The following is a 14,559-nucleotide window of genomic DNA, read 5'->3' as shown; positions in this document are numbered from 1 at the left end:
TAATTACACACCCTAAGCCTGAACGACTGACGCTTCTTGCGCCCCGGCATATTTTCCATGGGCGGTCTTGTCCCAATAGAACGGGGCAGAGATAAGCTCCCAAAGAGCCTTGTAGACGGCCAGAACTGCGAGCGGGAAATAGACATGCAGCGCCGGCAACCAACGCCACAGCCCGGAATGATGCCGCGACCGCAACGCCACCGCCCCAAGCCCGAGCGTTGTGGCTTCTGCCAGCAAAAACACCGCAGCCAGCGCCCCAAACGCTTGCCGTGGCAGGCTGTCTTGTAGCGGATGGCCCAGCCCGAAGATCATCAGCCAGAAGCTCCATAACAGGGGTGCCAGAAGGAACTGAACCAGCGTGCCCAGGAACAACACCTGCACCCCAAAGAAGCGCCATGCCCCAAGTTGCGCCCATAACAGCTTGGGTTGGCGCATATGAACCAGCCAGGTAATCGCATACCCTTTCAGCCAGCGCGACCGCTGCTTGATCCAGGGCAGAACATGGCAATTCGCCTCCTCATAGGTGACAGTGGGCAGCAGATGCGTGACAAACCCGTGCCGGGCCAGACGAATGCCCAGATCGGCATCTTCGGTCACGTTATGGGCGTCCCAACCGCCCAAATCCTCCAACACATCACGGCGAAAGAACAGGGTCGTACCACCCAAGGGCACGGCCAGCCCAAGCCGCTGCATTCCGGGCAGAATGACGCGAAACCATGTCGCATATTCGATGGTAAAACAACGTGACAGCCAGTTCACCTCGGGATTGTAGAAATCCAGAACTCCCTGAACGCAGGCAAGGTTTTCAGGCCCTGTCGTAAACGCCGCGACAACACGGTGAATCTGGTCCGGCTCTGGCGCATCCTCTGCGTCATAGACCCCGACAATACTGCCCCGCGCGAAGGTCATCGCGTAATTCAGCGCGCGAGGTTTGGTTTTCAGCTTGGCATCGGGCACCGGAATAATGCGGACCCACGCGGGCAAAACCTGCGCGGCCAGCGCGTCGCGGGTCAGATGGTCGTTTTCCTCGACCACCAAAAGAATATCGGTCAATTCACGCGGCCATGTCAGCCGCGCCAACCGGTTGACAAGGCGTGGCACCACGTCTGGCTCCCGATAGAGCGGCACCATGATCGACACGATCGGGTCTGGCACCCAGTTATGCGGCGGGGTCGCAGGGTCTGGCACGCGCCGCAAGGCGGCGAAAGCCGCAGCCAGCTTCAGCAGGGTCGACACAGTCAGGGCCAGCACAACCAGCCCGGTCAGCGCCACCAGCACCCCCATCGGCCACAGCACAGCCAGAACCACGATTACGGCAAGCAGAACCGCAAGCGTGCGGCTGAACCAGCGGTTTTGCAACATGCGGCAGCTTTCGTCATCGGCGACGCAGCTTTCGGCCCAAAGCCGCAAGCGGTTCCGGCGCAGGTTCAGAACACGCTCGTGCAAATGGGTTTCCGAAATCAGCACCATGACCACAGGGCCGAACACCGCTTCCAGTTCCGGGCGTTGGCGTTCAAATTCCGCCGGCCGCGCAGTGGCCACCACGGTTAGGCCACCGGCAGCGCGCCATGGCAGGCATTTGAGCGACAAGGCCCGGACAACGCCGAGCCTGTCCAACAGGCGCGGGTCCGGGGGCAAGGACGCATCGGTCATGAACCGCGCCCCGTATTGTCGCGACAAAGCCTGCGTCAGCTGTGCCTCTGTTATCCAACGGCGCGCACGCAATATCTCTCCAAGCAGGGCCGAGCGCCCGTCTTGCTGGCGCGTGGCCTGCATCAGTTGCGTTGCGCTCAGAACGCCCATGTCGCGCAGAATTTCACCAAGCGGCTGGCGTGGCGGGCCGTTGCCGGATAGCACACGCAATGCGGTGCTGCGCAGGGGCGGCACTGTCGTCTGTTGCTGAACCGCAAGATTTCCCATCACCAACCACATCCTCCGCGCGCCAGTCGGACAAGGCGATCACGGAAACATGGTTTTGGTTAAGGAATGCTTAACGCCCCTGCCGGGCGTCAAAGTGCGTGTAAGAATGCGCGGCGCGACCGCAGCGCGGCCCCAATGGTGCCATCATCCAGAAAATCCAGCTCGCCCCCGACCGGAACACCTTGCGCCAATGCGCTGAGCGTAACGCCGGTCTGCTCGACCGCTTCGGCGATATAATGCGCCGTGGTCTGGCCATCGACCGTCGCCCCAAGCGCCAGGATCACCTCGCGGATATTCTCGGATGCAATGCGGTCCACCAGTTGCGGAATGCTCAGATCCTCCGGCCCGACGGAATCGAGCGCCGAAAGCGTGCCGCCCAGCACATGGTAGCGCCCGGAAAACGCCTGCCCGCGCTCCATGGCCCAAAGATCGGCGACATCCTCGACCACGCAAATCTCGCCGGTGGCGCGTTTTGGGTCGGCGCAAATGTCGCAAATCGGGGCGGTGGCGATATTGCCGCACTGCGTGCAGAGTTGCGCCGTCTGCGCCACACGGTCCAACGCGACAACCAAGGGGCGCAACGTTGTGTCGCGGCGCTGCAACAGGTGCAACACCATACGCCGCGCCGACCGCGGCCCAAGCCCCGGCAACCGCGCGAACTGGCTGATTAACGCGTCAATTTCGTCCCGAGCATCGGCCATGCGAAGTTACATCGGCAGGTTCATGTCGCGTGGCAGACCCATGCTTTCCGCGATCTTGCCCATTTCCTCGCGTGAGCGGTCTTCGGCCTTGGCCTGTGCGTCTTTTATTGCAGCCAGAATAAGGTCTTCGACCACTTCCTTGTCATCCGAGTTGAAGATTGACGGGTCGATATCCAGCGCCGTCAACTCGCCCTTGGCGGTGGCCGTGGCCTTGACCAACCCGGCCCCGGATTCGCCGGTGACAGTGATCGCCTTCAGGTCCTCCTGAAGCTGCGCCATCTTGCCCTGCATGTCTTGCGCGGCCTTCATCATCTTGGCCATGTCGCCCATGCCGCCTAAACCTTTGAACATCTTAGCGTCCTTTCTTCATGCATCGTCAAACGGGTCCCAATCGGGATCGAATTCGTCTTCCACCTCTGGCAAAGCGGCGCTCGCGGCCTCTTCCTCTGGCGTGGCAAGCGGGCGGATTTCTGTAATCTTGGCCTTGGGAAACACTTCAAGAACCGCCGCTACAAGGCTGTTCTGCAAGGCGTCTTCTTCTTGAGCGCTATGCTGCGCCTGCTTTGCTTCCGCAAGTGTCGCGCCGCCGCCCTGATTGGCGACCGACACAGCCCACCTTGCGCCAGTCCAGCCTTGCAGCCGCGCGCCAAGGCGTTGCGCAAGATCGACGGGCGCACTCTCTGTCGGCTGAAACTCTATCCGGCCGGGGCTATAGCGCACCAGCCGCAGGTTCGTTTCAACTTCCACCAGCAAAGTCATATCGCGCCGCGCGCGGATCAGCGCTACGACGCTGTCGAAATCGGGATAATCCGACAGCGCAGGCGCGGCCCCGGCAAGCGCCGCTTGAGGGCCGTGGCTTGGTCCACCCGAAGACAACGCCCGAGGCGCGGCGCCGCCGCTTGCGGGCGCGCGCGGCGCAGGCGCACCACCGCCCCCTGTGGGCGGTATCTGATCGTGCCATTTGCGCAAGATTTCTTCCGGGCTGGGCAGATCGGCAATATGGGTCAGCCGGATGATCGCCATTTCAGCCGCCATCATGGCGTTGGGCGCAGCTGCCACCTCTTCCAGCGCCTTCAGGAGCATTTGCCATGTCCGCGTCAGCACCCGCATGGGCAGTGCGCCCGCCATCGTGGCACCCCGGTCGCGTTCTTCGGGGCTGATGGTCGGGTCATTGCCGGCGTCCGGCGTGATCTGCGTGACGCTTAACCAATGCGTGATCTCTGCCAGATCGCGCAGCACCGCCATCGGGTCCGCCCCGTCGGCATATTGCGCGGCCAGTTCCGACAGCGCCGCCGCCGCATCGCCGCGCATGATATGGTCGAACAGGTCCAGCACCCGCGCGCGGTCCGCCAGCCCCAGCATGGCGCGCACCTGGTCGGCGGTAGTTTCCCCCGCACCGTGGCTGATGGCTTGGTCCAGAAGGGACATGGCATCGCGCACTGAACCTTCGGCGGCACGCGTAATCAGCGCCAAGGCATCTTCGGCCACCTGCCCGCCTTCGGCTTTCGCCACACGGTCCAGATGGGTAATCATCACTTCGGGTTCGATCCGGCGCAGATCGAACCGTTGGCAGCGCGACAACACGGTGACCGGCACTTTGCGAATCTCGGTCGTCGCAAAGATGAATTTCACATGCGCGGGTGGTTCTTCCAGCGTTTTCAGCAGCGCGTTGAACGCGTTGTTCGACAGCATGTGAACTTCGTCGATGATGTAAATCTTGTAGCGCGCAGAGGCCGCGCGATAGGCCACGCTGTCGATGATCTCGCGAATATCGCCCACGCCCGTGCGCGACGCGGCGTCCATCTCCATCACATCGACATGGCGGCCTTCGATGATGGCGCGGCAATGCTCGCACACGCCGCAAGGTTCGGTGGTGGGCCCGCCCTGCCCGTCCGGCCCGATGCAGTTCAGCCCCTTGGCAATGATCCGCGCGGTCGTGGTTTTGCCAGTGCCGCGAATGCCGGTCATGATGAAGGCATGGTGAATGCGGTCGGCGGCAAAGGCGTTGCGCAAAGTGCGCACCATCGCGTCTTGCCCGATCAGATCGGCAAAACTTTCGGGGCGGTATTTGCGCGCCAGAACCTGATACTGTTCGCTCATGCCTGTTCCGTTGTGTTTCGCGGCAGTCTAGCGCGGCGGGCGCATAAGGGAAACGGCGTTTTACGCTTGCGACCCGTGATCTGCGTGGCCGGTGCCGCAACAGTGAGTATTTTTGGCAAGATGAAGTTGGTGACGGGTCAAGAAATCCACGATCAGCGCTGCATATTCCGCCGGTTTTTCGACATGTGGCAGATGACCAGCACGGCGCAACAGCGCGAAGTCTGCACCGGGGATCAGCTTGATCGTTTCACGCACAAGGTCGGGTGGGGTCGAGCCGTCGCGGTCGCCGGCAATGCCCAGCGTGGGCAGGCGCAGCGCGGCTGTTGTGGTGTAGAAATCTGTGCCTGCGATAGCCTGCGCGCAGCCGATCCAGCCGTCAAGCGGGGTGGATAGGAACATCTCGCGCCATGGGGCAAACTCTGGCGTGGCGCGGAATTGGGCGGTGAACCAGCGTTCCATCGTCGCATCGGCCAGCGCGCCCAGCCCTTGGGCGCGTGCGGTGGCGGCGCGCTCCTGCCAGATTTCGGCGGTCGCAATGCGCGCGGCGGTGTTCGACAGGATCAACGCGCGCAGCAGGTCGGGACGTTTTACCGCCAGCCCTTGCGCCACCATGCCGCCAATGCTGAGGCCAAGAAAGACACACGGCCCAAGCGCCAGATGGTCAAGAAGTTGTTCTGTGTCGCGCACAAGCTGGCCCATGGAATAGGGCGGTTGCGGCACCGAAGACAACCCATGCCCGCGCCGGTCATAGCGCAAAACGCGCAAACCGTCGGGCAGATGCGGCAAGAGCGGGTCCCACATGTTCAGCGTGCAGCCCAGCGAGTTCGACAGCACCAAGGGCAGCCCGTCCTCTGGGCCGGTCAACTCGTAATAGCGCTCAACACCCTCAAGACGGGCGATGGGCATCGGTCTCTCCTTCCTGAAGGGCGCGGATGAACAGATTACGGTCGACATTGCCGCCAGTGGCGACGGCAATCACCGTGTCGCCCGTGACAGCTTCGGGCAGGAACAAGGCCGCGGCCAGCGCCACCGCGCCGCCCGGTTCCAGCACCAGTTTCAGGCGGTCCTGCGCCAGTGCCATTGCGGCCAGAACCTGCGCATCCGACACAACCAGACCGGGGCCGCACAGGCGCTGCATGATCGGAAAGGTCAGCTTGCCGGGCGCTTGCGTCAGGATCGCGTCGCACAGCCCTGCGTTCGGCGGGTGCCGGATGATCCGGCCTGCCGCAAGTGATTTTGCGGTGTCGTCAAAGCCCTCTGGCTCGACAGGCCGCACGCGCAGGCCCGGCGCGCGGGCGTCCAACGCCAGCGCGATCCCCGCGGTCAGCCCACCGCCGCCGCAGCAGACCAGCACATCCGCCCGTGCCACCCCAGCTTGCGCTGCGATTTCCAGCCCGACTGTTCCTTGACCCGCGATCACTTCGGCGTTGTCGAAGGGCAGGATCAGCTCCAAACCGCGCTTTTGCGCCAGTTCCGCCGCCAAGGCGTCGCGGTCAGTTGTGGCGCGATCATAGGTCACGACCTCTGCCCCGAGCGCGCGCGTATTCTCCAGCTTCACCCGTGGCGCATCGGCGGGCATAATAATTACGGCCTCCAGCCCCAGTTCCCCTGCCGCACGCGCAACCCCTTGCGCGTGGTTGCCCGACGAACAGGCCAGCACACCCAGAGTGCCCGCAGGCAAGGCCGACAGCGCCGCCCGTGCCCCGCGATATTTGAAGCTGCCGGTATGTTGCAGACATTCCGCCTTGACCAGCACGCGCCGCCCCGCGACCGCATCCAGAAACGGCGAGGACAGGAGCAGCGTTACCAGCGCATGGCCCTTGATGCGCGCCGCAGCCGCGTCGATCATGTCGATAGTCACAGGCGTATCGGTCACAGGCACATCCCCAGCCATGTGTGGATCGCCCGCAATGATTCGGGTTCGTCCAGAAACGGCACATGGCCGCGCCCCGGCACATCTGCGACCACCATGTCAGGGCGCAGGCGCGCCATTTCAGCGACGGTCGCAGCACTCAGCAACGGCGATTCTGCGCCACGAAGGACCGCCAAGGGCAGCCCTTCGCAGGCCGCGAACATTGGCCACAGATCGCCCGCCCCACCCGCGCGGGCCGCCAGATAGGCATCGCGCAACGCCGGGTCGTAATTGATCTGCAAGCCTTGGTCCGATGGCGCGAAATGCTTGCGCGCTTCTTGCGCCCAACGGCTGGCGGGCACATCGAATTCCGGAAAAGCGCGGGCCAGCGCCAAGGCCGCCTCGCCAAAGCTGCGCGCCGAGGGGTTTCGTCCAATATAGGCATCAATCCGGTCCAGACCTTCCGGCTCTATCACCGGGCCGATATCGTTCAGGCACAGCCCCCGCAGCCGGTCTTTGGCAATAGCGGCCAGATACATCCCGATCAGCCCGCCGCGCGAGGTGCCAAGCACCGCCGCCTGCTCCAACCCCAGATGGTCCAGCAGCGACAGCACATCGGCGCCTTCCCGCATGACCGTATATGTGTCCGCCCCGGTCCATTGCGAGCGCCCACGCCCGCGATAATCCAGCCGGATCAGGCGCAAGGGCGGCAGATGCGGGGCCAGATAGTCAAAGTCGGTCCCGTTGCGTGTCAGCCCCGCCAGGCACAAAAGCGGGCGGCCATGGCCTTCGTCGGTATAATGCAGCTCTGCGCCATCGGGTGCGGTGAAAAACGGCATGTCACAGGCCCCCAATCAGGTCAGGCAGCGCGCGCAGATCGCGTGCGACATGCTCTGGCGCACCATGCAATCGGTCTTGCGGCGCGCTTGCGCGGTTCACCCACAATGTGCGAAACCCATAAGCCGCACCAGAACAGATGTCCCATCCGTTCGAGGACACGAAGAGCACCTCCTTCGGCGCGATCCCGAACCGCGCGCCAACCATGTCATAAACCGCAGGCGCAGGCTTGTAGATGCCCACCTCATCGACCGACAGAACCGCGTCGAACACGCCGTCCAACCCGGCGGAGGTGACGGCCTCTGACAGCATCCCCGAACTGCCATTCGACAGAATCGCCAGCCTGACGCCCTGCTCTTGCAAAGCGTTCAAAACCTGCGGCACCTCCTCGAACGGGTCCAGCCGCAGATACAGGTCCAACAGGCGCGCGCGCAGACCGGGGTCATCCAGACCCGCCGCGTCCAGCGCCCAGTCCAACGCATCTTGCGTGACCTGCCAGAAATCGACATACGCGCCAGCCAAGGACCGCAACCATGTATATTCCAATTGCTTGCGCCGCCAGTCAGTCGAAAGGGTCGGCCAATGCGCCGCCAAAGCGCCAGCGCCCGGTTCAGACGCCGCCCGCCGCGCGGCAGCATCAACATCGAACAAAGTGCCATAAGCGTCGAAAACACACAGCGCGACCATGACAGCCTCCCAGTCTACGCCCGGAACCTTGCACGCGGGGCATTCCAAGAAAAGCCCCTGCCCTTCATCTTGCCAAAAATACTCAAAATCCGGCAGTTGCCACGGGCGCGAACCTTAGCGGTTCAGGCGGTCCAGTCGGGCGCGCACGCTCAGCCCGTGCGCCTCCAGGCTTTCGCTGATCGCCAAGCGTTCGGCGGCAGGGCCAACCGCTCGCAGCGCTTCGGGGGTCATTTTCGCCAGCGTGGTGCGTTTCATGAAATCCAGAACCGAAAGCCCGCTGGAAAACCGCGCCGAGCGTGCGGTGGGCAGAACATGGTTCGGCCCGCCAATGTAATCGCCAATGGCTTCTGGTGTCCAATGGCTAAGGAATACCGCGCCTGCGTGCTTGATCTGGGTCAAAAGCGCGTCAGGGTCGGCGACGCACAGCTCCAGATGTTCGGGGGCTATGCGGTCCGACAGGGCGGCGGCTTGCGCAAGGTCTTGCACCACGATCACCGCGCCATAATCGCGCCAGCTTGGTCCTGCAATGGCACGGCGTTCCAGCGTTTCCAGCCGCTTCTCAACCGCCGCCGCCACAGCGCGCCCAAACTCTGCATCCGTGGTAATCAGGATGGATTGCGCGCTTTCGTCGTGTTCGGCCTGAGACAGCAGGTCCAGCGCGATCCAGTCGGGATCATTATCGGCATCCGCGATGACCAGAATTTCCGACGGTCCTGCGATCATGTCTATGCCAACGCGCCCGAAGACCCGCCGTTTTGCCGCCGCTACAAAGGCATTGCCGGGGCCGGTGATCTTATCCACCGGCGCGATCGTGTCGGTCCCATAGGCCATGGCGGCCACGGCCTGCGCGCCGCCAATGCGGTAAACCGTGTCTACGCCTGCAATCTGGGCTGCCAGCAATACCAGCGGGTTGACCACACCGCCCGGTGTGGGCGCGCAGATCACCAAGCGCTCCACGCCTGCGACCTGCGCAGGAATGGCGTTCATCAGCACAGAGGACGGGTAGCTTGCCAAGCCGCCGGGCACATACAGCCCCGCCGCCGCGACCGGCCCCCAACGCCAGCCCAGCTCTGCACCGGTTGCGTCCGTCCAGCGCGCATCTTCAGGGCGTTGGCGGGTGTGATAAGCGCGAATGCGCTCGGCAGCCAGTTCCAGTGCCGCGCGCTCGTCGTTTGGCACTTTGGCGATTTCGGCGGCAATTTCCTTGGAGCTGAACGCCAGAGTTTCGGGCGTCAGTTCCAGCTTGTCGAATTTCGCAGTCAGCTCGATCACGCTCACATCGCCGCGCGCGCGCACATCGGCAATGATGGCCGCGACCGTGTCATCGACATCTACCGCGTCTTCGCGTTTGGCCGATAGCAGCGCGGCAAAGGACGCCTCGAAATCGGGCGCGGCGGCATTCAGAAAAACCGGCATGTCTGGTCCTATTCGGTCTTGTGGTCGGGCGCGCGGCGCGCAGGCGCGCGGTAGGGGCGCGTGACGTCAGATAGCACGACATCCACACATTCAACCGACAGTTTCACCGCTCCGTCGCCTGCGAAAACCAGCGTGATCTCGCCGGTGCCATCGGGGCCGGGCGCGAAATCTGCCGCCAGAAGCGACAGCACAGCGTCGCGGTCTGTCGGGTCGATCCCCTGTCGCGCAACCGACAGCACGTCATGTATCACCAGCAGGCTGCGCACGCGCTCATAATCGCCCGCCTTCTCAGCACGGGCGCGGTCCTCCCACCGGAAGCGATTGAGCAGCAATGCGAAGCGGCGGCGCGGGGCATCGAATGTCATATCGGTCCCGGTCAGGACCGCATCCTGCACCAGCGCCGAAATCACGCGCAGATCCTCGGCATCGAGTGCGGCGAGCCGCACCGGGCGTTCGGCCCCATCCTCAAAGCGCGCATCTTCGGTCATTTGCCGTAAACCCGTTCAATCATAGCGCCACAGGCACCCAGCTTTTCTTCCACCCGTTCATAGCCACGGTCCAGATGATACACGCGGGCGACCGTGGTTTCCCCCTCGGCGGCCAAAGCAGCCAGAATAAGCGAGACAGAAGCCCGCAGATCGGTCGCCATAACCGGCGCACCGCGCAGTTTTTCGACGCCTGTCACCTTGGCAGTGCCGCCATGCACATCAATCTGTGCACCCATCCGCGTCAGTTCGGGGGCATGCATGAACCGGTTTTCGAAAATGCGTTCATCCAGCACCGACACGCCATCGGCCGTGCACATCGCGGCCATGAATTGCGCTTGCAGGTCGGTGGGGAAACCGGGGAAGGGTTCGGTCGTCACATCGACCGCATGCAAACGGTCCACCTGCCGCGTCACGGTCAGACCGCGCGCGGTCTCGACCACCTCGACCCCGGCCTGTTCCAGCTTGTCGACAAAAGCCTGCACAAGGTTCAGCCGTCCACCAAGGCATTCGACCGACCCGCCGGCAATGGCGGGGGCCAGCATATAGGTGCCCAGCTCTATGCGGTCGGTGACAACCGGGTGGGTGGCGCCGGCAAGGCTGTTCACCCCTTCGATGGTGATGGTCGATGTGCCCTCGCCCGTGATCTGCGCGCCCATGCGTTGCAGGCAATGCGCCAGATCCACGATCTCTGGCTCTCGCGCCGCGTTTTCCAGAATTGTTGTGCCGCGGGCCAGCGTTGCGGCCATCAACGCGTTTTCCGTCGCCCCGACCGACACGATGGGAAATTCGAACCGCGCGCCGCGCAATCCGCCCGGTGCCTTGGCATGCACATAGCCGTCGCGCAGGTCCAACTCGGCCCCAAGCGCTTCGAGCGCGCGCAGATGCAGGTCCACCGGCCGCGCGCCAATGGCACAGCCGCCGGGCAGTGACACAATGGCATGACCGTCGCGTGCCAGCATTGGCCCCAGCACAAGGATGGAGGCGCGCATCTTGCGCACAATGTCATAATCGGCGCGGTGGCTGGTCAGATCATGGCTGGACAGCGCCAGAACCTGCCCGCCTTGCAAGCTGGCCACTTCCGCGCCCAGCGATTCCAGCAACTCGGCCATGGTGCGGATATCCGACAGGCGCGGGGCGTTGGTGAGGGTCAAAGGCTGATCGGTCAGCAACGTGGCCGGCATGAGCGTCAGACACGCATTCTTAGCCCCCGCAATCGGGATTTGCCCTTTTAGTGGGCCATTGCCCCGGATGACGATTGAATCCATTCACTCTGCCCTTTGTCACATGTTCTTCGCGTCATCCGCTTCCGCGACGCATTGCTCGTCGCGGGCGCGCGCTTGCGCCTTGCGCTTGGCGATATTCGCTTTCAGCGCAGCTTTCAACCGCGCTGCGCGCGGGTCTGGCTTGGGGGCTGGCTTGGGTGGCGTGCGCGGCGTGGATTTGGTCATGCCCCGAGTGTTAGCCCAAGTTTGAAAATGGGTCCAGATAGGGGTTGCACGCCCGGAAATTTCGGACTACTCAGCGCGCCATGTTGCTGCTGTAGCTCAGTGGTAGAGCACTCCCTTGGTAAGGGAGAGGTCGACAGTTCAATCCTGTCCAGCAGCACCATAAAATCAATAGGTTAGACAGTATATCGCCACCCTACCGGCCCCGATGGTTCAAATTTGGTTCAATCGGGTCAGGTTCGGCTCAAAAGCCGCTTGGCGCGCTCGAATCGACCGCTGCAACCTATGCCGCGCGCTTGCGCTGTAGCCTGCCCTGCGGTGGCAATCCGGCCCGATATGCGCGCATGACGCCCTCGTGATCCAGCCCGGCCAAGCTGCAAACGGTCTCGGCGTCTTGTGTGTGTATCCATGCAGGCGCGTCCTTATCGCGCAACGCCTGCACCAGAACGGCACGCCATAGCACGGTATTAGCGCAGATCGCCACCAGACCCCCTTATAGCCTCGGCAAACGATGCCAGCAGGGCAAGCGCCGCTCCTGTGGATAGCGTCACGCGGCCAGCTTCCAGCCCGGCACGCCATAGGTGCAAAACAGGGCCGGGTCGGACTGTCACCAGATCACATGACACGCCTGCAACGTCCAGCAGATCGCCCGCCAATGCCTTGGCCTGTGAAGGTGACAAGGTGCATATGGCAGGGCGCAAGCTGGCAACCGTCAAAGCTACATGATGCCCAGCAGGCGCAACCGTGACGCGGGTTTGCGGTGGCGTTATGCAGTCAACCATTGCCCGCCCCCGGTCATGCCATGCGGTCTAGGGCTGCAAACGGGTTTTCCTCAGCTGGCGCAGATTCCGTAACCTTGGCGCGGGTGCTTGGCGAAAGGCCGAATTCTCCTAGCAGCGATTGCGTATGCCTCAGCGCCTCGTTTCGCATTGCGACCTCGGGCACGGCACGGCGCATTCCGTTTTCCGTTTCATAGCTGCGCCCGCCATCCTCTAAAACGGCGGTCAAGATTTCGATTTCCTCTAAGCGGCTGGCCAGCATTGCCAGCATGTCGCCATCATCCGGCGATGCAATGCCCAGCCCATGCAGAATATGACCTAGCCGGGTAAAGTGATCTGCGGCCCGCTCTGATAGCCATGCAGGCGCATCGGCGATGCCAGATCGCGCTTGCGGCTCATTCGGGTTTGCACGGTCACGGCGCAAAGTGCCCGCAACAGCCTTAAGGTGTGTAGGTGTTTTGCGTCTCGGCATTTTCTTCTCCGTTTTGACCGTGCAAAAAAGTGGCTACCCGCCCGGTTTCTGTCTGGTCCGGGTAGACCTTTGACTACCCCCTGCCCCTTGTGGTTTGCAGGCAAGCCCGCCCTGCGAGTAGCAGGCTTGCCCTAAGACGCGCTGTATCCCTTCAACGCGCCTATCTCTTATGCTGCGCGGCCTACGCCTGTGAGCGTGTAGAACGCCCCCGGATGGGTCACGGCCACGTCAGCGCGCATATGTGCCAACAGGCAGTATTGCAGGTTGCTTGCGTAGGTGGACGTTTTCAGGATTTCGATACGCACATCGGAACGAATGCCCAGCAGCAGGCGGGTGAAGTCGCCCGCGATAATGGTGCTTTCATCATCGCCCGTGCCCCCGTCGATGGGCAGGCTAGTCGTGGTCAGCATGGGAATATCTGCCACGGCACGCGGGGCCATTAGCGGTTGCCCGTCACCGTCTGTTAGGTCAGTAAAGTTGCCCTCATCGCGCGGGTGCATCACATATGCAGTCGGCATATGGTTTGCCGATAGAATACCCGTGCGCGCGCGGCTCAGGTTGGCATAGCTGGCAATCGTTGCATCCTGCGCAAAGGTGCCGATGCCCGATGTAGCTGCAATGCCGCGCGGATCAGGTGCGACACCAGAACCGATAAGCGCCACGCGGTCCAATTCAACCGCCATAGCAGCGGCCATCACGCGGGGGAGTTCAACCGCAAGATTGAGCGTATCTTCTAGCAGTTCCGCACTGATTAGCGTTTGCACGGCCAAGCTGCGCGGGGTCAGGTCAACCGGCGCAAAGGTCGGATCGGACTCCGCAACCGCGCCGCCCTCGTTACGCCATGCCGGGACAGGATCGGTCAGCAGTTTTGCAATCCGGTTCTGGTCACTGGACAAGGGCACGGTTTGCGCACCAGCCGCGATGCAAACGCTACGGGCGCGGGCAAGGTCGATCAACTGTGCAGACAGAACATCGGGCACGGTATAGCCCCCGGCGCTGTCGGAACCTTCGGACAGGGCGCGGCGTTCCAGATCCGACTTACCACCTACGACCATGCTGCGAAGGTATTGCCCCAAGCCCAAGCCGCGCAATTCGTCTGCGCCGTGGTGCCGCGCTTGTGCCCACGCGGTCATGCGTTGTTCGGGCTTCAATGCGGGGTTTTGTTCGGTTGCTGTGGTTTCGGACGTATCAGCAGCGTCAAAGCCGGGACGGTTTGCGATACGTTGCGATGCACTGTCGCGCGCCTCTTTCGCGGTTTCGATCTGGTCTGCCAGTTCGTCAACCTCGGCCATCAGCGTATCAAATTCGCGTTCGATTTCGCGGGCGCGCTTTTCCGGCGTCTTGTCGTTAATAGACCGAGACAATTCCCGCGCGGTTTTCAATTTCGCGCGGCGTTCTTCTTGCAGTTCGATTGGTGTCATTTTTTTCGCCTATATCCTTGGGGCGCGAATTATGGAAAGCCGCCCCGGTTTTGGGGGGTGTGCTTTCTCCTTGCGCTAAGGCGAAGGGTGAACCGGGATTTACCGGTTGGGGCGCATCAGTATTTGCGCAATCATACTGGTAATATAATACCCCATTTTGCGCGGCTCTCGCAAGCCTTAGTTTACGGCGCAACCGTGCTGCGCGAAAGTTTTGACGGCGTTTTGATTTACTCATGCGCGGCAAGCCTTTCCCCCGCGGGTGAGTTCTTTGAATCGCCCCGGTTTCACCGGAGACCTATAGCTTCATTTCACGCGACCATATCGAGCACGTCGTGCTGTGCATAGAAGTTCTCTTCAGCCTCTGCTGGCGGGATGTTTCCGATGGGGCCAAGCAGGCGCCGGTTGTTGAACCAGTCGACCCAGCCGAGGGTAGCCATTTCC

General features: G+C 62.6%; 16 protein-coding genes, 1 tRNA gene and 1 pseudogene. 1 reads left to right on the top strand and 17 read right to left on the bottom strand.

Annotated features, from left to right (window positions below; translation table 11 throughout):
* Positions 1-12: 12 nt before the first annotated feature.
* The 12 genes from M3N55_RS10890 to M3N55_RS10835 all read right to left on the bottom strand — a co-directional run bounded on the left by M3N55_RS10890 (position 13) and on the right by M3N55_RS10835 (position 11,449).
* Positions 13-1,920, bottom strand: coding sequence for a glycosyltransferase (locus M3N55_RS10890; RefSeq protein WP_249059051.1), 1,908 nt, complete (start codon positions 1,918-1,920; stop codon positions 13-15).
* 89 nt (positions 1,921-2,009) lie between these two features.
* Complete coding sequence (recR, locus tag M3N55_RS10885; RefSeq protein WP_249058732.1) at positions 2,010-2,621, bottom strand: recombination mediator RecR; 612 nt, start codon at positions 2,619-2,621, stop codon at positions 2,010-2,012.
* 6 nt (positions 2,622-2,627) lie between these two features.
* The gene (locus tag M3N55_RS10880) at positions 2,628-2,972 is read right to left on the bottom strand and encodes a YbaB/EbfC family nucleoid-associated protein (protein WP_249058729.1); all 345 of its coding nucleotides are present in this window, start codon (positions 2,970-2,972) and stop codon (positions 2,628-2,630) included.
* Between the two features lie 15 nt (positions 2,973-2,987).
* Positions 2,988-4,721 carry a DNA polymerase III subunit gamma/tau gene (locus M3N55_RS10875; RefSeq protein ID WP_249058726.1) on the bottom strand — a complete coding sequence of 578 codons (1,734 nt, stop codon included), beginning with the start codon at positions 4,719-4,721 and terminating at the stop codon, positions 2,988-2,990.
* 60 nt (positions 4,722-4,781) lie between these two features.
* Positions 4,782-5,627: a 3-oxoadipate enol-lactonase gene (gene pcaD / locus M3N55_RS10870; RefSeq protein WP_249058723.1), complete on the bottom strand. Its 846-nt coding sequence runs from the start codon at positions 5,625-5,627 to the stop codon at positions 4,782-4,784.
* Complete coding sequence (locus tag M3N55_RS10865) at positions 5,608-6,615, bottom strand: threonine ammonia-lyase (protein WP_249058720.1); 1,008 nt, start codon at positions 6,613-6,615, stop codon at positions 5,608-5,610. The genes pcaD and M3N55_RS10865 overlap by 20 nt, the downstream gene beginning before the upstream one ends.
* Positions 6,594-7,412 carry an alpha/beta fold hydrolase gene (locus M3N55_RS10860; RefSeq protein ID WP_249058719.1) on the bottom strand — a complete coding sequence of 273 codons (819 nt, stop codon included), beginning with the start codon at positions 7,410-7,412 and terminating at the stop codon, positions 6,594-6,596. Before M3N55_RS10860 ends, M3N55_RS10865 begins: the two co-directional genes overlap by 22 nt.
* A gap of 1 nt (position 7,413) precedes the next feature.
* Complete coding sequence (locus M3N55_RS10855; protein ID WP_346429267.1) at positions 7,414-8,145, bottom strand: haloacid dehalogenase type II; 732 nt, start codon at positions 8,143-8,145, stop codon at positions 7,414-7,416.
* A gap of 66 nt (positions 8,146-8,211) precedes the next feature.
* Positions 8,212-9,513, bottom strand: a complete 1,302-nt coding sequence (hisD, locus tag M3N55_RS10850) for a histidinol dehydrogenase (RefSeq protein WP_249058718.1) — start codon at positions 9,511-9,513, stop codon at positions 8,212-8,214.
* Positions 9,514-9,521: 8 nt separating this feature from the next.
* A complete protein-coding gene (locus M3N55_RS10845; protein WP_249058716.1) occupies positions 9,522-10,001 on the bottom strand; it encodes a DUF2948 family protein in 480 nt (159 codons plus the stop codon).
* A complete protein-coding gene (gene murA, locus M3N55_RS10840) occupies positions 9,998-11,266 on the bottom strand; it encodes a UDP-N-acetylglucosamine 1-carboxyvinyltransferase (protein ID WP_249058715.1) in 1,269 nt (422 codons plus the stop codon). The genes M3N55_RS10845 and murA overlap by 4 nt, the downstream gene beginning before the upstream one ends.
* Positions 11,267-11,281: 15 nt before the next feature.
* Positions 11,282-11,449, bottom strand: a complete 168-nt coding sequence (locus tag M3N55_RS10835; RefSeq protein WP_249058713.1) for a hypothetical protein — start codon at positions 11,447-11,449, stop codon at positions 11,282-11,284.
* Positions 11,450-11,534: 85 nt separating this feature from the next.
* Between M3N55_RS10835 and M3N55_RS10830 the strand changes: the two genes are divergently transcribed.
* Positions 11,535-11,609, top strand: a tRNA-Thr gene (locus M3N55_RS10830).
* A gap of 120 nt (positions 11,610-11,729) precedes the next feature.
* Here the strand turns inward: M3N55_RS10830 and M3N55_RS10825 are convergent.
* The 5 genes and pseudogenes from M3N55_RS10825 to M3N55_RS10805 form a co-directional block, all read right to left on the bottom strand.
* A complete protein-coding gene (locus tag M3N55_RS10825) occupies positions 11,730-11,930 on the bottom strand; it encodes a hypothetical protein (protein ID WP_249058711.1) in 201 nt (66 codons plus the stop codon).
* A complete protein-coding gene (locus tag M3N55_RS10820; RefSeq protein ID WP_249058710.1) occupies positions 11,914-12,228 on the bottom strand; it encodes a hypothetical protein in 315 nt (104 codons plus the stop codon). Before M3N55_RS10820 ends, M3N55_RS10825 begins: the two co-directional genes overlap by 17 nt.
* A gap of 13 nt (positions 12,229-12,241) precedes the next feature.
* A complete protein-coding gene (locus M3N55_RS10815) occupies positions 12,242-12,697 on the bottom strand; it encodes a phage terminase small subunit P27 family (protein ID WP_249058708.1) in 456 nt (151 codons plus the stop codon).
* A gap of 167 nt (positions 12,698-12,864) precedes the next feature.
* Positions 12,865-14,118 (bottom strand): phage major capsid protein, encoded by a 1,254-nt coding sequence (locus M3N55_RS10810; protein WP_249058707.1) that lies wholly within the window; start codon positions 14,116-14,118, stop codon positions 12,865-12,867.
* Positions 14,119-14,426: 308 nt separating this feature from the next.
* Positions 14,427-14,559: pseudogene (locus tag M3N55_RS10805) on the bottom strand (IS3 family transposase); the annotation flags it as partial.

Source organism: Roseinatronobacter domitianus, from assembly GCF_023336755.1.
In the GTDB taxonomy this organism is placed as follows: domain Bacteria; phylum Pseudomonadota; class Alphaproteobacteria; order Rhodobacterales; family Rhodobacteraceae; genus Roseinatronobacter; species Roseinatronobacter domitianus.
Note: the sequence above shows the minus strand (reverse complement) of the source record. Positions and strands in the feature narration are given on the sequence as shown.